The organism is Salmonirosea aquatica (assembly GCF_009296315.1).
GTDB classification, from domain to species: Bacteria; Bacteroidota; Bacteroidia; order Cytophagales; family Spirosomataceae; genus Salmonirosea; species Salmonirosea aquatica.
The window spans coordinates 191,403-213,720 of sequence record NZ_WHLY01000001.1; the positions used below are offsets into that span (position 1 = coordinate 191,403).

The window sequence follows — 22,318 nt, forward strand, 5'->3', positions numbered from 1 at the left end:
CGGTTACCAACACCCCGTCTTGTGGAAACCCAACCAGAAGCTGTTTAGTGGGTGTCAGAACATCCGCCCTGCTTTGGGGCTGCACCCAGAGCTTGCCAGTCAGAGAGCCCACGAGACCTCTTTGTTTGACTCACTTTGTAACGAGACCAAATACATTGGTGAAATTGGCCTCGATGGTGTAAGTCGTGACCCACAAGTGCGCTTAAAGCAACGGCAGGTTTTCAATAGTGTCCTAAAATCAATCAAGAATTCCTCCCCTAAGATAATTACTATTCATAGCAGAAGGGCCGCTACTGAAACTATCGATGCACTTGAAAACCACTTGCATGGGACACCGCATCGCGTGATTCTGCACTGGTACTCTGGTACCAAAGCCGAGTTAATGCGGGCCATTAACCTAGGCTTTCATTTCTCGATCAACCATGCGATGGCCAGAGGGAAGGCTTTTGAAGCACTAATTGAAGCTGTTCCAGTATCATCATTGCTAACCGAAACGGATGCGCCTTTCACCTTCGATGCTTTTGCAACCAATCGGCGTCAGTCTTTAATACTAACAATCGATGCCTTGAGCAAGGTTTTGGGCAAAGACCATGAGGAATGCAAGCGAACGATATGGGGCAACTTTTCTCGTATTGTAAAATCAATCAGCTAATTAGGGGAGTCGTCCTGGAAGCTTTGTATAAGCCGGTGCAACTGCCGTGGCTGGTAATGGGCCAGGATCAAAAAACAGATGGGTCGCATGGGGGCCTTTGCAACCGACAGCGCTTTTTCGTAAGCATTCTGGCATCAATCTTCGCCAAATCGACATTGGAAAAGTACCAAACATCCCTGATAAAGAGAATTTGTGCCGGATATAGCTTGGTTTGCTTATTCCTTTTGCTCGGAGAACATACTTTTCACTTCTTTTCCAGTGCTTCTACCCGTTCGAGTAGAGAGTGCAGGGTCTTCTCATATTCATTCCGGTCTGCTTTCGCTGCCTCCTTCATGCCCTGGTTTTCCTTTTCCAGCTTGATGACGTACAACGTCAGCTCCTCGACCTTCTCCAACAGCAGGGCATCGGTCCGGTGCAGGTCGTTGCCATTGGCCACCATCTCCTGGGCCGAGGGCACGCCGGGCAAGTGGCGGTTCTGCCTGATGTAGGAGGCTACCTCCTCCAGCGGACGCAGTTCATAGCCGTCCTGCAGCACGTTGTCGCGCCACTCGGCGGTGTTTTTGACGGCCACCTTCACCCGCTCGGTCAGGATGCCCTCCGACACGTAGAGCCTGTAGCCCGGGGGGGTGCTGCTTGGCATGGTGCCGATCACGACGCCGCCGGTGTTGCCGTTGAGCAGGTGGCCGTTGGCCGTCAGACTCCAATAGCCTTCCTGCGAAGACTCGCGCGCCCCCGATGTGGACAGGCGCAGCACGTTGCCGCTGGCGTCCACGTAGAGGCGGTAGGCCCCCGTTCCGTCGGTGCTGGCCAGGTTCTCAAAGCGGACGCCCGTGGCGGTGGTGCCCCCCGCCACGACGTGCAAGGTCGTCTGGGGCGTGGTCGTGCCGATGCCCACCTTCACCTGGGGGCTGGTCCGCCCCAGCACCAGGCAGTAGTCGCAGTCGACCTTGGAGCTTTCTCCTACGGCCGTCGAGTTGCTGGTTGAATTGACGTTGCTCGAGGCGTTGCTGCCCAGAAGCGTGTTCGATGACCCGGTGGTCACCCCCGCTCCGGTGGAAAAGCCCAAGAAGACGTTTTTGAAGCCCGTGGTGTTGAATACGCCCGCGGACCACCCCACGAATGTGTTCTCCTTACCGGTCGTATTGTAAAAGCCTGCCCCCCGCCCTATGAAAGTGCTCCTGTAGCCCGTGGTGTTGTATACGCCCGCGGAGTTGCCGAAAAATACGTTCTCATAGCCCTCGGTGTTGTCGCGTCCGCTGCGACTTGCCCCGAGGAACAGGTTGTCAAAGCCGGTGGTGTTCGCCACACCCACTTCACTTCCAATGAATAGGTTTCGCAGGCCGGTCGTGTTGGCCGCCCCGGCATTCGGACCCAGGAACAGGTTGTCGGTTCCCGGCGCCCGCAGGAACGGAACGTTGCCCATCCGGATGGCATTGGTCGTAGGGATATTGATGTCGCCGTTCACATCCAGCCTTTGCAACGGCGTTGTTGTGCCCAGCCCCACGTTGCCTGAATTGAAGTATAGGTCAGGGTTGGTGCCGGTGGAAGTCCACTGGCTGCTTGTGCCGGTGCTCTCGGGCACGAGCATGATCACGCCGTTGTCGTCCACCGAGAGCACCTTGCCGTTGGAGGCCTGCGTGGGCGTGGTGGCGTCGAGGTGGGAGAACTTAACGCCGCCCTGGTGGCCGATGACCAGCGGCTTGCCCGCGGGCGTGATGATCTGGTTCTGCGCCCGGCCCGCGAAGGCGAGCGCCAGCAGGAAGAAGGTGAGGGTAAATTTCGCGTTCATGGGTTTGTATGGGATAACTGACAATGGATACTCGCGATAGGCTTGTTGAAATGGTTACTGCGGATTGGCCTCCTTGTACTTATAACTCTTGACCAGGTTGCCGTCCTGGTCTTTGACCAGCAGCGGGCGGCCCAAATCGTCGTAGGTGACGCTCGTGAAGCTGCCGCTAACGCCCTGTACCTTCGAGACGCCCCACAGCGGCACGGCGTACTCCCGCGTCGAGGTGAATGTCTTGCCGCCCGTGCCGTAGCTGACCGAAGTGGGCAGGTAGTGGTTGACGCCGTAGCTCACCGTGGTGGTGCCGCCCTCGCGGGTGCTGGAAATCACCCTAGGCAGGCCGCGCTCGTTGTAGTCGGTGATGGACACCGTGGGCTGGTAGGCGGCGTTTTTCGCCACGGTGCAACCGGCGGGGCTGAAGGTGGCCAGCGGCTGGGAAAGCTCCAGGCTGTGAACCGTCCTGAGCAGGCCCTCGCGGCCGGCGCTCTTGTCGTGGTACTCGTAGAAGGTGCCGCCCGTGACGCGGCCCTTGCGCTTGGTCACCACCTCGATGGGCACGTTCATGTCGCGGAAGTACAGGCCCGTCAGGGCGGTGGTGGAGGCATTCGTCTGGCTGCAGTCCTTGTAGTCCCGCGAGTACACGAGGGTGGTTTCGGCCAGCAGCTCGTCGAGCACCGTGCCGTTGTTGTGGCTGCGGTAGTTCTTGATGTCGGTGGCCTGCCTGTGGTTGGGGCTGAGGTACTCGTACTGGGTGGTGGTTTCGATGGGGTTCTGCCCCTCATGATCAAAGGCCATTGCCGTATTGGTCATGAGCCGGATGTCGGCAAAGGGTACCCGGTAGGGAGTAATCCGGTAAGTGCTATGATCCAGGGGAGGCACACCGCCATAGATCCATTCTGTGATCTTTTGGATGATCGATGATGCTAGGTTTATGTATATGGAATAGGGCGTGTTTGCCCAGGCAATCGCAACTAAGGACTGAGCGCCGACGGAGGTCACATTGCCCAGTTTCACTATTGGAGAATTATCCAACTTATATTCGCTGGCGATATCCAATGCACCACTAATATTACGGGTGTCGGTAAGGTTTTGGACGTCATATTTCCAATCTTCTTCATTTACCAGGCCTCCCTGTGCATTGTAATGTCTTACGCTTTTTGGGGAACCCCGTATGAATTCTTCTTTTAGCACTGCGTCCGAGTGCCAGAACCCAGCGAGGTTGGCGGGTATCTTCGCATCTAACCGAGTGGCAGCCGATCGTGTGGTTTCCAGGTTGTGGAACTCGTATTCAGTATATCCATTCCTGGCCGTTTTCCCATTGCTGTTGCCTTCCACCGTTTCCCGCACTTCGCCATAGGTGATGTAGGAGTTACTCAGGAACCGGCTTGTCATCATGGCGTACGCATTGACATGTATGTAGGATTGACCGCCAAAATCTGCCCGGTATGTGGGCAGCACGGGCAGCACCCCCGATGAGACTGCCTGGTTGGCTTTGGTACCATATTCCAAGCGTACAGTACGCTCCGATTGTGTGGCGGGTTCGAATTGGCGAATCGTCCTGATACGCAGGCCGCCGACTTTGTTCAGACCGTTCGCATCGGCATAGTTCATGCAATCATGCAGCTCGTATTCGTAAGACTCGGTCCCCCCGGTCGGCAGCCGTACCAGGCTGAGGGCACCTGCCCTGGCCTTTTCATAGCGGGGCGTCAAATCGGTATTGCGCGGGTAGTCGCAGTAGACCAGGATGCCTTCTAGGCGGTAGCCGACCTTTTTGGCCATGTTGTCATCCGCTCCATTGAAATAACCCCAGTGGTCGCGGGCCAGCGACTGCTTTTCTGGCAGCAGATCCGCAATGTGGTCCGGCTTCTGTCCCCCATTATGGTTGAAGACATAGCCGGGTAACAGTTTAAAGACATATGGGTTGTCATTGTCGAATTCAATCGGGTAAACTCCCTGGAGCTTCAGGCGGCTGTTAGGAACTTCTTGGGTGACGTACTTGTTGACGTTCGGATCATGATTGAAGTAATACCGGTACTCCTTGAAGTATCCGTGGTAAAGGAAGAATCCTGTGCGTTTCCCGGTCGCCTTGTCCCAGAGAATGATATTATTCAAGGCTTTGGTTTTTGAGAATTCCCCTTGTGACCATACAACATTGGGTTCAGGGTCGCCAAGCTTTACCCTTTGCTGATAATTGAATCCCACGGCTTTCAGATCCCAGCGTTCGGTCTCATTAAAAGGAGAAAACCCATTCCCATAAGATGAGGGCCAGCCCGGAAGCAAATCGGTATTGGGATTGCCGTTTGAATCTATGTGGTTTACAGGCTGTACTGTACTGGGAGCAATCAATCCTCCCGAATTAAAAATAACCTTGACGTTGGCTGACTCGATGGCATTCAAGTCGCACTTGTAGAGAAAACTTATGTTCTTCTGTTCCTGGGTCATTTCGGCTTCCTCAATCTTTTTCGGAATTTCGTTGCAAACTGCCGTGGCCAGGGAGGATTCCTTGTCGTACCTGAGCGCCTCGAGGCGCTGGGTGGAACGCGTGTAAGAAAACTCGATCCGCTGGTAGGGCGCGGCGGTGAATTGCCCACCAGCATCCTTCGAGCCTTTGGGCTGCTCGATGGCGGACATGTACCACTTCACGGGCTTGGTGGTGGCGGCCACGATGTCCCCCGTCACCCCTTCGCTGTACCTTTCCAGGGTGTTCAGGGAAAGGACGTACTCCCGATCCGTAGCCTTGGTGCCGAAGTAGTAGCGGATGCCGTCGGGGGTGGTGACCACGAATTGCCCCACACGCCAGCTGTTGTGGCAGAGAATCCTTTCCAAGGGGGCGGCGTAGACATTGCAGACGCCGGCCCCGTTGGTAGTGCGGTCACCCTGATCCACGATTTCGATCCTGATGTCGGTGTTGTCGTTCAGCAGCAGCACTTCGCTTCGCTGGGTGTCGGGCTTGATGATGAACCGCACAATCCTGCCGTTCAGGGACAGGGTGAAAATATCCGGCTCGAAATCCTTGAAAAGGCCAAAACTGGTGCTTGTGGGATAGCCGAAGGTGCTGTACCCCTGGGCATAGTCCACAAATCCCGAACTCGACTCATCCGGGATGCCGCGCACCTCACGGCTGATGAAGCCCCCGGCGTTGAGCTGCCAGTTGAGCCCCACATTGGTAGCTGCCGACTCCACGAGCACGCCCGAGCCGTCGTAGCTCAGGCTGATGGGGACGCTCAGGTTGCCCTCGGTGAGGGTGTAGATGGGAATGTTCACTCCCAGCGTGCCGGTAGCGTGGTTGACGCTGCCCACCTGAGCCAACGTATGCTGCATTCCTCCCAGCAATTGTAAGGCTAACAATAGGAAAAGTAGGTAGATCTTTTTCATTTATTTTTCACTATTTTATTCATAAATATCGGTTGGTAGGAAAGTAATTTCTTAACATTGACCCTTTGAGCGTAGAGTTCGTAAGTACAATACGCTCAAAGGGGGAATCTTTTGTCAAAAAACGAAAAGCTATTCTGACATAATTTGGTGGTTAAGCGTCTTTTATCCTATACTCTAAAAGTCTCTCTGCTATTTCTTGGTCAGAAAACCCTTTTCCTTTAAGATTTAAGTCCGATTCAATGAGTTCTACAGCATAGTCAATGGGAAAAAATTGAATATAATTCATACCTCCTTTTTCAAAAAAGAGATCATCTTCCGTTTCTTCAATCTCAAAAATGGCAATTTCAGATTCCAAACTTAAAGCCTCTCGCATATATATTAGTAGGGCTTCAGATTCAGTATTTAATCCTTGCTCTTGATACAGTCTATTTAACTGTTTAGGATCATTTAGGTATTTTATAAATCCTTCTATTTTCATAATAAAAATTGATTATGTTTTTCATTTTCTATATCCGCCGCCCCAAATAGACATTCCACCTCTACCGCCTGGATGTAAAGTATTCCAAAAAATACTTCCATTCGTATGTTGTATTTGTGGTACTAATTGCATAACACCAGGTTCTGTATTGTGATGCCATACCCAATTTGGAATCTTACCTCCCGTTATAGTCCCCCCGTTAGTTCTAGGAATGCTTATACCAAGGCTCTTCATATTATTTGCAAAAGTTGCATCTGTAGCCATTGCTTCTGATAACGCAGTGTTTGCTGCTTTAAAGTGAGAATAAGATCCTTTGTTTGGATATAAACTATTTGGTATTTTCGTTTCGAAAGCAACAGAATAAAAGTTACCATTAGGTATTGTCTCAACAGCTTTTCCATTTCCCATATACTTGATCCACTGCGTCTTCAATGCCCCTGCTATTGGCCTGGCCAAATATTCAAGGGGTTTTGCAAGCACTTTTGTACCCACATAAGCTCCCGCTAGCGTATAGTCAGTCTGAATAGCATCGATTCCCGGCATGGGCTGCCCCGGCTGCCAGCCCGCCGCCGCTGCCCGCCCGTACAATCCCAAGGAGGCTTTCTGTTGTGCCAGTCTGACGTTCGGTGAGGCATTCAGGGCTTCCAGGGCTTTGTCCCTCGGCTCGTTGATTTTCTTGTTGACATAATAATTAAATACCAAGGTACCTACAACATTACCGATTCCCCCAAATCCAAAGGAAGGGCCTTGTGGGGAGGCACTACCGCCACCCGATGAGATCGCGCCACTATTTCCTGGATCATGCGTAGTGACTCTCCCCTGCAAGCCATACAGATCAATAAACGTACTGGGGTTGTTGTCCGCATAGTTGAAGGGCGAGATGCCCCGGAACTGCTGGAAGAGCGGATCAATCGACATGAACCGCCCAATGGCCGCATCGTAATGGCGGAACTCAAACTCATCGTAAGCCCTATAATCCCGTTCCTTCATGCTGAACTGCCACCAGTCGGGCAGCACCGCGCTACGCTCCAAGTCCGGCAGGTTCAGCCCCCAGGGATCATAGGCGTTCTCCTGCACCAGGTTGCGCAAGTCATCGCCCGGCAGCAGGGCCACCACATTCCCCAGCGAATCCAGCTTCTCCCCGGAGCGGCAGGCCGTGCGCAGGTTGTCCAGATTATCGGTCAACTGGTACTCGTAGCGGAAGGCCGTACCCCCCAGGGCCGTGTTGGGCGGCAAGGCCCGCCCCTCGGCCGGGGGATGAATATGTCAAAGAACGAACCCCTATGGCATCAGGTCTGTGGGGACAAATGCCAAGAATTATGCAATTCATTACCATTAATTGTGTTCCAACACACCAAATAGAATTGCATTCTTAGAACCGACTACGATTGTGGAATGCCAGCTATTAACATTACGCAATCTCTCTTTTGAAAAGTACCCCTGGACTAGGCTGTAAATTTATAAACCTCTTAGAAAATCCTAATAAAAACTACGCATTTCTAAATTTTTTATTCTTTCATTTTTAATTAAGTTATTTACTTGAAATTCATTGAATGGACCAGTCAGTATATCATTATTGCAACAAGTTAATGTTTTACTTTTTGCCTTAATACGATACCACGTAAATTTGCCGTTTTTATCTTTCTGCTTTATAAAAATATTTTTAGAATTCCATTTTACTATTATTATATTTTCAATTTTCGGATCATCTGCACAAGCAAGTTTGCACATGATATAATACCCATCGCTATATTCATCTGGTGGATATATTCTATAATAATCTTGTATGATAATAGAATCACTTCCACAAGAAGTGAGCATCACAATAGTAAGTACAAATATAAATTTAAATATATTTCTCATTTTTTATATACTCTTTGTTTTACCATTTGAAGTGGTATTGAAAATTCATATCGTTGAATAGTTTCCCCCATAAACCTGCTTTGACCTCTTGAATGCCTGGTAGTACCAGGAGCATGATATAGAAATGAATATTCTGTTTTGGTATCATATACGGAAATATTTAACATATCTTTATCTACAGAAAATTGGAAATTGGCCGTACCAGTAAATTGTGCAGCTGTGAATTTCCCATCTACGAAAGCTTCTTTAAGCGGTCCTGTATCTCCTCCAAGACCATAACTGAAATCTACTCTATAAGAAACTGGAATTGCTCTTTTTCCAGCTAAATAATTCTCATAACCTACTTGAAATACTCTTAATGCTTCTGTAGTTAGGTTTGAATTTGCAAGAGACCTTGTAAAAGGGTGATCGGGACCAAACTCCCTTTCTTGCGGTCCTAAACCAGTAATAAACTCGGTTGTAAGTGCAAGGGAACTCGCAAATGGATCATTGCTATTGACAACATTGTCTAGTTTTTGTTCTACAAAATAAGTTGCAGAGTTGATAAGAGCGTTTCCAGCCGCAGTAGTTAATTTAGACGTTACATTATTTACGTTTATTATATTATTGGCAAGGTTCCCTGCGGCCTGCCCAATCAACTGCTTGTATACCGGGGCGGCGCGTTGGGTTTTAATAACAACCTCTTGTACCAGGTCTATTACTTTACTAATAGGTTCGTAATAAACGTTTGGATTAACCCCCTGCAATCCATACAAATCAATGAACGTACTGGGGTTGTTATCCGCGTAGTTGAAGGGCGATATGCCCCGGAACTGCTGGAAGAGCGGATCAATCGACATAAACCTACCAATCGCCGCATCATAATGCCTGAACTCAAACTCATCGTAAGCCCTATAATCCCGTTCCTTCATGCTGAACTGCCACCAGTCCGGCAGCACCGCGCTCCGCTCCAAATCTGGCAGGTTCAACCCCCACGGATCATACGCATTCTCCTGCACCAGGTTCCGCAAATCGTCACCGGGCAAGAGGGCCACCACGTTGCCCTGGGAATCCAGCTTCTCCCCGCAGCGGCAGGCCGTGCGCAGGTTGTCCAAATGGTCCGTGAGCTGGTACTCGTAGCGGAAGGCCGTACCCCCCAGGGCCGTGTTCGGCGGCAAGGCCCGCCCCTCCGCCGTGGGGATGAAGGCCAGCGCCTCCTCGGCGTAGACGCCCGCCGCCAGGTAGTCGATCTTTTTCCGCACCGTGCTGCCGGGCGTGGCCCCGGGCAGATAGGCCCCCTGCTTCTGCATCTTGGCCCCCGAGGCGGTATAAAGGTAGAAAATCTTGGCGTTGTTGGCGAAGCGGATTTCCTCGGGCAGGCCCAGCACGTTGTAGCCGATGTGGGTGATCTCCCGGTTGAGGTCCTTAATCAGGTTGCCCGCCGCGTCGTAGGCGTAGTCGTCGCTGCCCGTGTTACGGTCGTTGAAGTAATGTGCCTTCTTGCCCGAGGAGGCAGCTGCCCCGTTGTCCGTCACGCGTACAAGGCGGTTGGTGTTCGGCGCATACTCGTACGACAGGTTGTCCTCGGCTAAGCTGGCCCCCAGGGCGGGCGTACTGGCCGCCCGCTGCATGGTGGAGAGGTTGCCGTTGGGGTCGTAGTCGACTCCGCTCAGCGAGAAGTCCTCGCCCGCCGCCCCGGCGTACAACGCGCCCGTCAGGCGGTTGATGGGGTCGTAGGTGTAGGTGTAGCCCCGGGAGACGGCGGAAACGGGCGCAGCTTTGGCCAGGCTCGCCACGTTGCCCCACTGCTGGTTCCGCACGTTGTCCAGCAGGTCGTACTGCAGCACCTGCCCGAAGAAGCGGTTCTCCTTCTTGAGCAGGGCCGGGTTGGCCGTGTTGTTGATGGCCGTCAGCCGCCCCCGCAGGTCGGTCTGGTAGTTGACCACCTGCAGCCGGCAGCCCTGCCACTTCTCGGTCAGCTCGCCCAGCTCGTTGTAGGCGTAGCGGCCCACGGGCTGCTTTTGGCCGCCGTCAATGCGCTGGCAGGTCATCTTCAACCGCTCGCCGCGGTCGTAGGTGTTCTTCGTCCAGATCTGCGTGGTGGCGGCATTGTAGGCCGTGGCGGTGATCTTGGTTTCCAGCGCCCGCCCGGCGAAGTCGCGCCTGACGCTGCTGAGATCCTCGGTGCCCAGGTGGTTGCCCGCACGGGTCTGCACCAGCCGCTCGTAGGGATCGTAGTAGAAGACCGAGACCAGCTCGCTGGCGGCGGGGGCCACCGCGTCCGGGGCCTTAAGGATTTGCTCCTTGGTACCCGTCAGCTTACCGCGCACGGTCACCGCACCCGTCACCCCGATGGCGTCCACGCTGAATTCGGCGGGCTGGGTCGGGCCGGTGTGGGCCGTGAAGGTGTAGTCGTCGTAGTAGTTGCGGGTCAGTTCGGTGGTGCCACCGGTGGGGAAGGCCGCATCGCCGTAGCCAATGGTGCCGGTGAAGACGGCCTCGACGGCGGCCTGCTGCGTGGCGCGGTCGGCGGTGCTGGCCAGCACGCCCCGGCTGTGGACGCGGCCCAGCTCGTCGTATTTGGTGTAGGTCCACTGCCCGGCGGCGCGGTGTAGGCCGTTGCGGTAGAGCACCTGCTGGTCGTGGGGGTTGTAGACGGTCTCCTCCACCTCGGCGTCGGGCGTCTTGGTCTCCACGGCCCGGCCCCGCGCGTCGTACTCGTACCAGAACACCTGGTCTTTGACCGTGGTGACGGCCTTGAAGTCGTAGGTGCCGGGGGCCAGGCCTTCGAGGGCCACCGAGGCGTTGGGCGGGAACATCAGCCGGGGACGGTCGAAGTCGTCGTGGGCGTGGTAGGTCGTCAGCGTCTGGGTGCCGTTATGGACACGGGTGCAGACGGTGCGTCCGTAGATGTCGCGGAACTCCTCGGCGCGGTTATTCTGGGCGTCCTTATATTCAGTTACGAACAGGCGGCTGGCGGCATAGCGGCCCACCTGCCATTGACCCTGGGCGTAGTCCCAGGTGATCTCCACCACGTCGTCGGCGGAAGTGTTGTGGCGGTAGGTGGCCTTGTCGGAGCCGATCTTGTTCTGATTGCCGGCCACAGGCTGCCAGGCCCCCCCTACCGAACCCTGCTGCTCCAGCCGCTGCAAAGGCGACTGCTCAAGCACTGAAATCGAATAGGCGTTACCGTCCCCCTTCAAAGCGGCGTAGAAGCTGCCCTGTGCCCCCTCAGCGTTGGCCTGGAATGCCCCGCCCGTGCCGCCCACGTAGGGCAGGTAGCTCTTCGTGGCGCGGCCCAGCCCGTCGTAGGCCACGGGCTGCACGGCGTCCTGCCCCGTGGGGCTGACGCCCGTCTGCACCACCTGCCGCGGCCGTCCGAAGCCGTTGAGGTAGGTGACCGTCTGGCTGATCTCGGTGGTGCCGGTCAGCGTCGCCGTCGGGGCCAGGTAGGTGTTCTCGACCACCGCCGCAAAAGGATAAGAGCTAAGGTCAATGTCGGCGTCGGCCACCACCTTCTCCGACTGCCACTGGGGCAGGTCGCAGTCGGTGCATTCGCAGGCCGCATCCTCGACGGTGAGCCTGAACTCGCGGAAACAGGTGGCGCGCGTGGTGCTGGTGACCTTATAGGTGTAGACGCCCGGGCTGGTGGGCCGCACGTAGACCGAATCGGTGGAGCTGCGGGTGGCGGTGCTGTCGGTGGCCGTGGGGCCGCTCACGAAGTGGTTGCGGGCGGCCGTCCAGGTGAAGGTGTCGGTCCAGCCCGCGGGCTTCTCCACGGCCAGCCTCAACGGCGCGTTCTGGTATACCCTTCCGGTATCGGCCAGCACGCCGGGCGCGTCGCCCGCCCGGATGGCGAAGGCGCAGGTGGGGGCCGGGGCCAGGTACTGCCCGGCGATGGGCAGCCGGTCCCAGAGCCGGCCGGGAATCTGCCAGCTCACCGACAGGTGATCGCCCGCAATGCTGTCCTTGACCAGGGCCTCGATGTAATACCGCTTGCCGCACTCCAGGGTGATGGGTGCCGACTTTTGGGTGGCACTCGCAGTATAGTTCCGAGAATTGGTGTAGGTAGACTTATAGGCAATTGTATCCTTGTGGGACGGTGACTCGTCCGTGCTCAGCCAGAGTATGGCGGCGTCGTCCGCCGTGACCCAGAAGGTATAGCTCCCGCCAACGGGCGGCACCACGTAGCCGCTGATGCGCGCGCCGTAGTTGTCGGCCACCCCGGAAGGGGCTTCGAAGGAAGTCAGGACGGCGGTCACGTCCGCCGCCTGCTGGTACTTGGCACTGCCCGTCAGGTCCGATACTTTTCCCCCGCCTATCCCGTTCCAGCGCTCGTAGGTGATCTGGTTCCAGGCCTGTCCGGGCGGCGTATCGGCGCAAAGCTGCGCCGGGGCGCAGTAGGGATGGGCCACCACGCCAGCCGAGAGCGTCAGCGTGCACCGGGAGGCGGGGTTGGTGAGCTTCAGCTGGTAGGTGCCGGGCTGGGACACGGCCAGGCTGCCCGTGGTTGGCGGCGATTCGGGATTCAGGCTGCCCCCACTCCACGAGAAGGCGGCGTTGGCCGGCGACAGGCCCGCCGGCTGGAGGACCAGCGGGTTCAGCGGGTCGCAGCTCAGCATGCCGCCAGCCAGCGTGGCGGTCGGGGGGTGAGGTTCCGGACGACCGTCACCGACCTAGTGGTGGCGCAGCCGTTGGCGGGATCGGTGGCCGTGACGGTGTAGGTGCCGGGCTGGTCGGCGGCCAGCTGGTAGGATGTGGCGGGTGCCACCACCCCCGGCCCCGTCCAGCTGTACGTAATGTCCTGCGGGGAGCCGAAGGCCTCCAGCGTGACGGAGGTCCTCACGCAGTCAAGCGTATCCAGACCCGAGACGGACAGGGCGGGCGCGCCCGCCCGCTGCACATAGGCCGTGTCGCTGACCACGCAGCCGGTCTTCAGATCGGTGACGTTGAGGATGTAGCGCCCCGGCGTGCTGGCCGTCAGCACGCTTTGCCGTACGGGCACATCGGTGAGGAAGGCCGTGTAATCGGCCCCCGGTTCGACGGAGAACCCGGCAATGCCGGGGGAGGCTGGCTTGAAAAGGACGGCCCGGCTGGCCGAGTCGCGCCTGACACCCGTTTGGGGGGTGTCCACGATAAGCGTGTCCGCCAAGCCTACCGGAGCGGTTTCCGCTGAACTGTCCGGGTAGCCGTCGGGCAGCGTCCAGTTGTAGGAATACTTCGTGCTGTCGTTCCCGGTCACCGTGGCGGACAGAGGCAGGGCGGCGGCCTGGTCGCAGGCGGCCGCCACGTCGTCGATCTGGACGGTGAACGACGGCAGGCCGACGTAGACGTCGTAGTCGTTGGTCGTCAGCGTGGCCCCTTCCTCCAGGGTCACGTCCTCGGCGTACACGTCGCGCGTCAGGGAGGGGTAGGGCCTGCCCGACAGCACCGGGATGAGGACCCGCTGGCAGGCGCTGGGCGTCTTGCCCAGCGACCAGTTCCGGGAGTTGTACCAGTCGCTGCTGACGCTTCCCGTCCAGGTGTTGGCCTGTTGGGCGCGGGCGGACAGTGCGGACAGCAGCAGTAAGAAGGCGAGGTAGTAAAGTTTTCTCATTGGGGAACCCGGTCGATAAGTTTGTCCTCACCCGAGAGCAGGTGCACTTTTCCCGAACTGGCCGTATTCTTGAACTGTACCTGCTGGCGGAAGGTGTTGCCGCCGATGCTGCCGTCGTCCCCGTTCCCTGTCTTCCAGATCACCGCGGGTTTCATGAACGTAGTGTAGTTGGAGCCGAACCGGGGGACCCTGATCGTCACGGGTCCCTCGAAGAGGCAGTTGTCCTTCAGAAGTAGCCGCATCCTGGGGTGGGCCGAAACCAGCGTCCGGCTCGGCCAGGTGTCATGGAACCTGCTGTGGGAGAATACCAGGTCCCCGCTTTCGAAGCCGGAAATGTCCACGGCATCCAGGAGTTCGGTTGGCCCGTAGCTGCCGATGTGGATTTGGTTGGAGTCCGGGCCGGCCTCCAGACGGACCGGCCCTTCGAAGGTACTGCCGTTCAGTAACCCGATTTTGAAGTAGCCGCCCCGTAGGCTGCCGGGTGTCAGCCACTGCCCGTTGCCATTCATCACGATGCGGACGCTGTCCTTGTAAGTGTCACGAAACTTGGTGCCGAACCCCCAGTCGTAGCCCGCAGAGTTGATCAGCTCGACCGGCTTGTGGAAGGTGTTTCCGCCCGCGCTGTCAGACCCGGCGGCATAACCGTCACGGTTGAGGATGACCCTGCCGTTGTAGACAGTGGCGGCGGAAGCGACGTTATCCGCTTTGATATGGAGGCTCCCGTTGACGGTGCAATTGGCCAGGCTTATGCGCGTTCCCTCCACGGCTGTGGCCGGGTGGGTGGCGGCGGCCAATTCCGTATGGGGGTGTTGATGATGCTGTTGATGAAGCTTATGCTCCCCTTTGACAGCCCCGCGCCACTGAGTCTGACCGTGGAAAGGGTGTCGATCAGGGAGCCGCTGGAAGACGCGGATAGAAATCCCTGATATTCGGAGGTATAGTTGCTGCCAAAAGCAACACTGCCTTCTGACTGGTCGACGTTGATGTCTTTGCTGAAGCGTATCAGGCTTGATTTCGCGTCTCCAGAAGGATTGTTTGTGAAATCACCCCACGCAGCGACTTCAAATCTCCCCCCCTGATTGTTCAGAGAGACCGGTCCCTCGAAATTCACGAAAGACTTGGGATAAAACTCGGTCCTGGGGGTAAGGAAGACGTTGACACTGTCCTTGAAAATCGAAGTGCCCCCCCGCTGTGAAAAGTAAACCCTGGTCTGGTTTGGGCCGGGATTGCTCAGGATGAAATCGACCTTCTTTTCGAAAAGGGTGGTGGAGGCGAAGGTGCCGATGTTCAGGTCACCCACTCCGTCCACAATGAACTTGACATTCCCCTTGAAGGTGTCGTTTGCATTGTATGAAATGTACACCCCCGAATTCCTCGGCCACCAGTTGTATTGATTAGCCTTGGATGTGACATGCATAACCACATCCCCGCCATAGGTGATCCCGAACAGCCTCCCGTATTCCAGGTCGATGTTTATTGGCCCCTGGATGTACGTGCCGTAAAGCGGGTTGATCCCCGTCACCTTGAGCTTCCCGTTGTCTGAGACAATCGTGCCCCAGAGGGTGTCCATCTCGTCGGCCTCAAGGGTGTGGCTTCCGATCGTTATCTGGTAAGTCTGTAATCTAAAATAGCGCACTTTAACTGAACTGCTCAGCACGGGGTAACGGCCGTCACTGGCTGCCTGTATTATCCGGACAAAACTCGTATCCACCGGCACGGCGTGGGTACTCCAGTTGTCAGGTTCATTCCACTCGGTGCTCACCGTGCCGGTCCAGTCCACGTACTGGGCGACTGCTGTTGGTGGTAGCAGCAGGCACGCCGCCGCCAGCATCAAAACAATGGATAGTTTCTTCATTCTGTATTTCAGTTGTTGATAATTACCTTCCCGTTGGTCACGTGTACGGACACTTTCGGTCCGCCTTTGCCAATCACCACGCTGTTGGTGGTCTCGCGGATGTTGACCGTTCCGTCGCCCCAGCCGTTGTCCCCCACCGTGGCCTTGCCCAGGGCTACCTTGCTCAGGATGGGGGCTTCCCCACCCGCCGGGTTGGTCTCCGTGATCCATATCTCCAGGCTGCCCGCGAAGTTCTTGGCCAGTTCGAGTGTCACATCGCCGTTGCTCGTTTCGATGTCCACCGTCTGGCTCTCGTCCTTCCTGTCGGCGAACCTGGCCAGTTGCACGGCTACGTTCCCCCGGTTGCGCAGGGAGAGTGGGGCGGCCAACCCACGGATGGCGATCGAGGCCGTCTCGGCCCGGATGGTGAGCGGCTGGCCGATGTCGGTGACCGAAAGCGAGCCCTTGCCCAGCTGAACCTTGCCCCCGTAGGGCGCGGAGGTTATTTCAATCTCCCCCGCCGGCAATTCGATATCCAGCGGCTTAGGACTTTTCTTGTAATAGTTTGCTCCAATAAGTAATGAAATCTTCCCCTGGGGGGCATGGGTGGCGATCAGGCCCGTGACATCCGTCAGCCGGATGCTGCCCTGGCGGGCGATGAGCATCCCCCGGGCCTCTACGCCCGTGGCGGTGATGTCCCCCTGCTCGCTGACCAGCTCGACCTCACCCTTGAGGTCGTTGAGCGCCAACGCACCGCTCTGCATGTGGCCCGAGAGGTAGGCGTTCACCCCGCTGATCGTCACGTCGCCCTTTTGGGTGCGCAGGCTCACCAGCGAGCGGTCCGGAATGTCGATGCCCAGTTTTTCGTGCCGCTTGCTGGCCCTGGCCTCGGTCTTGGTGGTGAACACCTTGGTTTCCCTTCCACTGCTGGATTGTCTGACCAGCCTGTCGTTGGCCGGGTTCTGGGCCTTGTTGGTGGTGGCTTTGGAGGTGGCCGGCACCCCATTCAGCGTGAGCTCGCCATCCGTGTTGAGGAGGATCTCGATGTTTTCGGGAGCACCCGCCGGCTCGGCCTTCTGGGCCAGAGTGGGGGAAAAGGGTGCCGAAGTAAGGGCCAGTACGACCAGGTAGAGGTAGCGCATGAAGAAGGGGTGTGGGTGTGAAACGGTTTAGGTATGAATGGTGCTACTTTGACAAAAAGTGGATACAAATTATGAATTTAAATCAACATCTCTATATCACTCCGCTGTAAATGTAAGCCTATTATTAATAAACCAAAATAAATTTGAAACTTTTTTTCAGTTTGTTCGTTATGGCAATTCACGCATCAAAAACTGAAATTTGCAGAATTTTATATTAAAATATTAGAAAAAGCGCTTCCAAAACACTGTCTGGCTGGCTTTACTACCACACGGTAATACATGCGATCTAACAGGTTACTTAATTAGGAAAATCATATCCTAATTCGATTCCAATGGTAGGCTCGAAGCAATCCTTCACAAGGCGGGAGCGGGGGCAGTTGCTGTACTTGGCATCATCACCCTGGTGGTTCTTTAACCTCTACACGGCTCTGGTCACTGGGAAGCGTTGGGCACGGTAACCGGTTGGAAGAGCATAAACGCGGATCAGGGCATCCCTTCGTTTAGGTTCAGCCCGGCGAATAAAAATATGTGGCCAACAAGTACGATATGGTGCCCCATGGGCACCAAGAAAAAGGGAGCTACTGCGAAGAGATATTTCTAGACAGACGAGATTCATAACCGGACTATTTCAGTGGCATTCGAGAAGCAGGCATGGATTTCCTTCTGTCCACTTCGCTGCTTCTTCAGACCATTGGCACGACGGCTTTCTTACGTATCGAATATTCTTTAAGTTGCCCCAGGACGGCATCTGTTCCATGATCCCCCTTGCTGGGCTGTTGGTAAATGGCAAGAGGCGTTGCCCGTTCTTCGGCGGCCAGGGTTGTCTATGCCGTTTGGGTGCCTCCTGGTGTATCATCTTATTACGGTGCTAGCCTGTTGCCTGGCTTCTGGAACTCCCATATTCGACTTGATTCGTCTTTATTAGATGCGGCCGAAACCGAACTTCTGCTTTCAGTATGCAAAACTGTACTGAAGGGATGGAAGAGGGCCGCTTCCGGCCTATCCGAAAGGTATGATCGATAGGACGTCAAAAAGTCAGGTTCAGAAAGGCATCCTTTCATTTTTTGCTGATCCCACTTGTTGGACCCGGTTTCCAAGGGAGTTTTCGAAGGAACCCCTATCCACAGCCTTGGTTCAGAAAGGTATGGCTTATTGGACCTTTGGAAAAGGGCTAATTGATATAGGCTGGGGAATACCGCTAACATTTCAGGGGTTTTAGATAGCGGAGATTATTTGCACTAAACTTCATACGGAGAACTGAACTTTCATCTTGCACAAATGTGTCTGCGAAGCACGGAACCCCGCTATCTTAAACCCCTTGTTAAAGGTGGTTTCTCATTCTCTCATTGTTTATCAATTGTGCAGACTCTGAGAATCTATATTTGGTATACGCAAATCCAATTTCCCTTGCGATGTCCTGAATAGTAGAAAAATAATTGAGCCATGTGTTCAGACTTCCGTCCCCAATCTCTCTGACGATATCGTATTTGTCATTATATCTAATTACTCCAAATTCTTCTATTACGTCAAGGTCAGCTATATAGAAATTTGAAATATTCTCTATACACCATTCTAAGTATGGGGCATCGAATGAATAAACTATTCCTACTTCATAACCTTTATACATGCCAAAATTCAGTTTCGAATTTTTGAAATAGGCAACCTTGGAAGTCGAAACTTTATTATCCAGATGAGTTGTACTTGAAAATGGAAGCCATTGTATGGTTCGGTAGATTTTGTCATCCATTTCAGTTTCTTTCGGCTCAACCAAATCTATTGTTGTAATTACACTATATTCTTGATTATCATTACGCAACAGGGCCCAACAATCCTGAGTCAAAGCTTTTCCCGATTTTACTATTTCAATCCTTTTCATCGAATGGTATTAATCATCTCTAAGGAACAGGGCTTTGTGCAGGTGTGCCATTCATTGAACGTCAAGCCCGTAACAAAAGCCGATTGAAAAACTGGTGATGAAAATAAGAACAAAAGTCAAATTACTAACGTCCAGCCCGGAACCGAAGCTAAATAGTGAACTGCTGCCGATGCTGCCAAAGTCCAGCCACACTTGCACAAAACCCCATGTTAGCAGCCGCCTTTCTCTATCACACCTTAATCACTGTCATTTTGTTGTTAGCTGTTTCAATGAGCAAATTGTCAAGCTGCCGTGGCGTAAGAAGAATTTGATACTGTTCAAAGATTTTCTGCCGAAGATAAAAGCACTTATAAACAAAGTTTGAGTATTGCTTGTCAACTGCTTCTTTGTCGGCTAATGCTTTAAAATGTTTTGGAAGCCTTTTTACAAACTGCCTCATTGCTGTTACAGCACGGCTATCATAAATAAAAAACAGGTCTGGAAGATGAAAATGTAAATACTTTGAGCTGAATGAACGTTTGTCAAGTTCTGTAATTTCAAATAATCGTTTTGTCAAGTAGAAATGTGTATTAATAATGTCGGGCAAAGTGTCAGCCGAAAGCTGTTTATTTTTTAAGTCTGCTAAGATTGTGTCAAGCCGTGAGTTTTTGAACATTGGAACAACTGTGTAAATATAAAAATTATCATTGATGCCGCTCTTGTTTTTTCGTCGTTCTATGGCAGCGGCGTAGGCTCTGCCAATGAGTAAGGTCTTCGCTAATATTTTTTCGGCTGTGTCATGCTTAAAGTAGTTTGTGCACAAGTCATATAAAACCTGATTGACTAAGTCCCACGGCTTTTTTGCTAAGCAATTTTCGATCTTTTCTATCGTTAGGGTTGTGTCCATATAAGGTGGCTGCTAACTTGTAAATATGCGAAAGTTTTGTCGTACTTTTGTATCTATTTGTACTATTCTGATGTTTTATTGATCAGTGAATAAATATATTAAGTTTGTACTTTGCAAGAATGAGAGCAAAATACAAACCTAGCGACTACGAAGCTTTCCGGAAGCGCTGCGTAGAGATGAAAGAAGCTGGCTGGCGTCAGAAGGACATTTCGGCCGCGCTTGGGCTGACCGAAGGCTGGGTCAGCCAGACTTTAAAGAAGTACCGAGACTCAGGCGCGCAGGGGCTTTTGGCTCGGAAGGCCACCGGTGCCCCGCCTCGAATGACTAGCGATCAATTGGAGAAGCTGGTGGAGGAACTCAAACGGGGAGCACAACACCATGGGTTCAGCGGAGAGATATGGACCCGACAGCGAGTGAACGCGTTGATTGAAAGGTTGTTCGGTGTAAGCTATGACCCGACCCAAGTGGGCCGTATCCTGAAAAGCTGGGATGGGAGCCTGCAAAAACCAGCCAAGAAAGCCCGCCAGCAGAGTACTCAGAAAGTAAATCAGTGGCGGGAAGAGGTACTTCCAGGACTAAAAAAAAGCTGAGGATGAGAACAGGGTTATCCTATACATTGATGAAGCAGCCTGTTATCTGTTGCCTTTCCTGAGCCGTACTTGGGCACCCCGAGGGCAGACACCGATCATCGAAGAGAAAGCGGGAAGGGAACATCTAAGTCTGATCGCTGGCTTGGCTCCCAATGGCCGTTTATACCTCAGTGGGCAGCACAAAGCCTTCGATAGCGACGGGGTAATTGGTTTTTCTAGAGTATCTGTGCCGCAGGTACCGCAAGAAGGATCTGATAGTGGTATGGGATGGAGCTACGATTCATCGCAGCCAGGCCATTAAAGACTTTTTGAAAAGGAAGCCAGGGAGGATACACTTGGTTGCCTTACCGGGCTACAGTCCAGAATTGAACCCTGTAGAACTCCTATGGAACCAATTGAAAAAGGAGCTGAAAAATCAGGCGTTTCTGAATTTAAAAGACTTGGTAGAGGCCGCAGTAAGCAAAGTTGAGGAAATCAGGAATGATGTAGAACTACTCAATTCTTTCTTTCATAAAAAAGAGGTGGCATTCTTTACAAATTAATTCATCTATCAATATTAAATTTTAGATGTTGTGTATTTTGAATACCTAATTGTTAAATTGGTAAAAGTCTAGGTCTTTTGCAATCCTGAAAACTACTACACCCATCACCTGGGTCCGTGTCCCAACAGAACTACTACGTCGAAATGTCAGTGGGGACACAGACCTTTACCTTTGAGTATTGCGATTATTCCAAGATCACAGATTTATTGGCATTGATTATATCTGAGGGTAATTCCATTCCCCTTCTAGCTTTTTAAATTACCAAAAAGCCTGTCAGGATAAGTGAACAAGGACACAGACGAAGCATCGAGGCTTACCCGTGGATATAGACTTGTCCTGATTTTTCTGAGCAAGCATCAAATAGAAATTTGGTGGAAAGCACCGTTATCAAGGTTTTAATGAAACTCAGCAAACCGGCTCAATCTCTAATCCATTCCCTTTCCATCATGTACAAATTCGTCATCGGGATCGACATATCCAAGCTCACGCTGGACGCGGCGCTGATCGTCGGTGGTCAGCCGCAGTCGGCCACCACCACCTGGGCAACACCGTCGAGCAGATCGCACAGCTCTTCTCCGAGTTGGGCAAAGGCCCCGGCTTCTCACTCGATGAGTGCCTGGTCTGCGTCGAGGCCACCGGCCTTTACGCCCATCCCCTGCTGACCTTCGCCGCGCAGCACGGCGTGAACCTCTGGCTCGAGTCGGCGGTTCGAATCAAGAAGTCCATCGGCCTGCAACGCGGTAAAAACGACAAGGCCGATGCACTGCGAATCGCAGTCTACGCGGCCAAGAACCAGGAAAACGCCCGCCTGTGGAAACCCGCCAGCGCCACGCTCACGGCGGTCAAAAACCTGGCCAGCCTTCGCGATAGGCTAATCAAGAGCAAAAACCAACTCACCGTTCCCGTCGAGATTCAGCCAGATGGGCGACACGCGCACGGCGGCCATGCTGGGCAAGGCCATGAAATCCACGATTCGCTCCCTGGAAGCTGACATCGCCGCCATAGACAAGCAGATAAAAGCATGATCGACGCGATGAAAACCTCAAAGAACTCTTCGCGTTGGCCACCTCGGTGGTGGGTATCGGTACGCAGACCGCCCTGGCTCTCATGATCTACACCGACGGCTTCACGCTATTCGCACGCCTAGAAAACTGGCTTGCTATGCCCGGGGTTGCTCCCTTCGTCTATGCCTCGGGCACCAGGGTCAAGGGCAGAACCCGCGTCTCGAAGATGGCCAACATGGACCTGAAAACCGCCCTGCACATGGCCTCGCTGACGGCCGTCAAGCTCGACGTACAGCTCAAGCCTACTACCAGCGAAAAGTTGCCGACGGCAAGAGCAAGATGTCGGTTCTCAACGCCGTCAAGGCTAAACTTCTCCACCGAGTCTTGTCAGTGGTCAGACGAAAACAGAAATATGAAAATTTCGCTAATTTCTCTTTGGTTTTGTCATAGAAATCACGGAATAGAGACTTAGGCCATGGAATGGGGCTAGGATCAATTATTTCTTTTAATGGGAATATCTCTTATTTTTTTATTTCCTGAATTGTAAAAGCTGTTTTTTCTTGAGTGAATCATTGCATGACAATTAGGGCATACAGGGATCAAATCCTTAATTGGATCAACATTATATTCATTCCCAATTGATGATATTTGATTAACATGATGAACATGAATAAACCCTTTTCCTACCTCACCAAAATATCTTTCAAAGTTGAAA

19 protein-coding genes are annotated in these 22,318 nt (G+C 53.7%); 5 read left to right on the plus strand and 14 right to left on the minus strand.

The window, feature by feature from the left end:
- The first annotated feature begins 19 nt into the window (after positions 1-19).
- On the plus strand, positions 20-652 hold the full coding sequence (locus tag GBK04_RS00795) for a TatD family hydrolase (protein WP_373330578.1): 633 nt from the start codon (positions 20-22) through the stop codon (positions 650-652).
- A 244-nt stretch (positions 653-896) separates the two neighbouring features.
- Here the strand turns inward: GBK04_RS00795 and GBK04_RS00800 are convergent, their stop codons facing one another.
- The 12 genes from GBK04_RS00800 to GBK04_RS00855 form a co-directional block, all read right to left on the minus strand.
- Complete coding sequence (locus tag GBK04_RS00800) at positions 897-2,441, minus strand: hypothetical protein (protein WP_152756016.1); 1,545 nt, start codon at positions 2,439-2,441, stop codon at positions 897-899.
- Between the two features lie 54 nt (positions 2,442-2,495).
- Positions 2,496-5,813, minus strand: a complete 3,318-nt coding sequence (locus GBK04_RS00805) for a hypothetical protein (RefSeq protein ID WP_152756018.1) — start codon at positions 5,811-5,813, stop codon at positions 2,496-2,498.
- Positions 5,814-5,964: 151 nt separating this feature from the next.
- Positions 5,965-6,291 carry a hypothetical protein gene (locus GBK04_RS00810; protein ID WP_152756020.1) on the minus strand — a complete coding sequence of 109 codons (327 nt, stop codon included), beginning with the start codon at positions 6,289-6,291 and terminating at the stop codon, positions 5,965-5,967.
- 21 nt (positions 6,292-6,312) lie between these two features.
- Positions 6,313-7,476 carry an RHS repeat-associated core domain-containing protein gene (locus tag GBK04_RS00815; protein ID WP_373330579.1) on the minus strand — a complete coding sequence of 388 codons (1,164 nt, stop codon included), beginning with the start codon at positions 7,474-7,476 and terminating at the stop codon, positions 6,313-6,315.
- A 294-nt stretch (positions 7,477-7,770) separates the two neighbouring features.
- Positions 7,771-8,154 (minus strand): hypothetical protein, encoded by a 384-nt coding sequence (locus GBK04_RS00820; protein ID WP_152756024.1) that lies wholly within the window; start codon positions 8,152-8,154, stop codon positions 7,771-7,773.
- Positions 8,151-12,755 (minus strand): DUF6443 domain-containing protein, encoded by a 4,605-nt coding sequence (locus tag GBK04_RS00825; protein ID WP_152756026.1) that lies wholly within the window; start codon positions 12,753-12,755, stop codon positions 8,151-8,153. Before GBK04_RS00825 ends, GBK04_RS00820 begins: the two co-directional genes overlap by 4 nt.
- Positions 12,749-13,729, minus strand: coding sequence for a hypothetical protein (locus GBK04_RS00830; protein WP_152756028.1), 981 nt, complete (start codon positions 13,727-13,729; stop codon positions 12,749-12,751). Before GBK04_RS00830 ends, GBK04_RS00825 begins: the two co-directional genes overlap by 7 nt.
- Positions 13,726-14,238, minus strand: a complete 513-nt coding sequence (locus GBK04_RS00835) for a hypothetical protein (protein WP_152756030.1) — start codon at positions 14,236-14,238, stop codon at positions 13,726-13,728. The genes GBK04_RS00830 and GBK04_RS00835 overlap by 4 nt, the downstream gene beginning before the upstream one ends.
- A gap of 236 nt (positions 14,239-14,474) precedes the next feature.
- On the minus strand, positions 14,475-15,584 hold the full coding sequence (locus GBK04_RS00840; RefSeq protein ID WP_152756032.1) for a hypothetical protein: 1,110 nt from the start codon (positions 15,582-15,584) through the stop codon (positions 14,475-14,477).
- Positions 15,585-15,592: 8 nt separating this feature from the next.
- The gene (locus GBK04_RS00845) at positions 15,593-16,705 is read right to left on the minus strand and encodes a DUF4097 family beta strand repeat-containing protein (RefSeq protein WP_152756034.1); all 1,113 of its coding nucleotides are present in this window, start codon (positions 16,703-16,705) and stop codon (positions 15,593-15,595) included.
- 1,321 nt (positions 16,706-18,026) lie between these two features.
- Complete coding sequence (locus tag GBK04_RS00850) at positions 18,027-18,581, minus strand: hypothetical protein (RefSeq protein ID WP_152755747.1); 555 nt, start codon at positions 18,579-18,581, stop codon at positions 18,027-18,029.
- Between the two features lie 229 nt (positions 18,582-18,810).
- Complete coding sequence (locus GBK04_RS00855; RefSeq protein WP_152755749.1) at positions 18,811-19,467, minus strand: hypothetical protein; 657 nt, start codon at positions 19,465-19,467, stop codon at positions 18,811-18,813.
- A gap of 119 nt (positions 19,468-19,586) precedes the next feature.
- Here GBK04_RS00855 and GBK04_RS30145 point away from each other — a divergent pair, with 119 nt between their 5' ends.
- Together GBK04_RS30145 and GBK04_RS30150 are read left to right on the plus strand one after the other, a co-directional pair.
- Positions 19,587-20,057, plus strand: coding sequence for a winged helix-turn-helix domain-containing protein (locus GBK04_RS30145; RefSeq protein ID WP_373330580.1), 471 nt, complete (start codon positions 19,587-19,589; stop codon positions 20,055-20,057).
- Between the two features lie 257 nt (positions 20,058-20,314).
- Positions 20,315-20,599 (plus strand): transposase, encoded by a 285-nt coding sequence (locus tag GBK04_RS30150; RefSeq protein WP_373330581.1) that lies wholly within the window; start codon positions 20,315-20,317, stop codon positions 20,597-20,599.
- A gap of 425 nt (positions 20,600-21,024) precedes the next feature.
- Here GBK04_RS30150 and GBK04_RS30155 read toward each other — a convergent pair whose 3' ends face one another.
- A complete protein-coding gene (locus GBK04_RS30155) occupies positions 21,025-21,165 on the minus strand; it encodes a hypothetical protein (RefSeq protein ID WP_373330582.1) in 141 nt (46 codons plus the stop codon).
- Positions 21,166-21,179: 14 nt separating this feature from the next.
- On the opposite strand from GBK04_RS30155, the gene GBK04_RS00865 reads away from it, so the two are divergent.
- Positions 21,180-21,590 (plus strand): IS110 family transposase, encoded by a 411-nt coding sequence (locus GBK04_RS00865; RefSeq protein WP_373330583.1) that lies wholly within the window; start codon positions 21,180-21,182, stop codon positions 21,588-21,590.
- Between the two features lie 68 nt (positions 21,591-21,658).
- Positions 21,659-22,075: a transposase gene (locus GBK04_RS00870; protein WP_152756038.1), complete on the plus strand. Its 417-nt coding sequence runs from the start codon at positions 21,659-21,661 to the stop codon at positions 22,073-22,075.
- A gap of 20 nt (positions 22,076-22,095) precedes the next feature.
- Here GBK04_RS00870 and GBK04_RS00875 read toward each other — a convergent pair.
- The coding region (locus GBK04_RS00875; protein ID WP_373330584.1) for an HNH endonuclease at positions 22,096-22,318 on the minus strand (223 nt) is incomplete at its 5' end.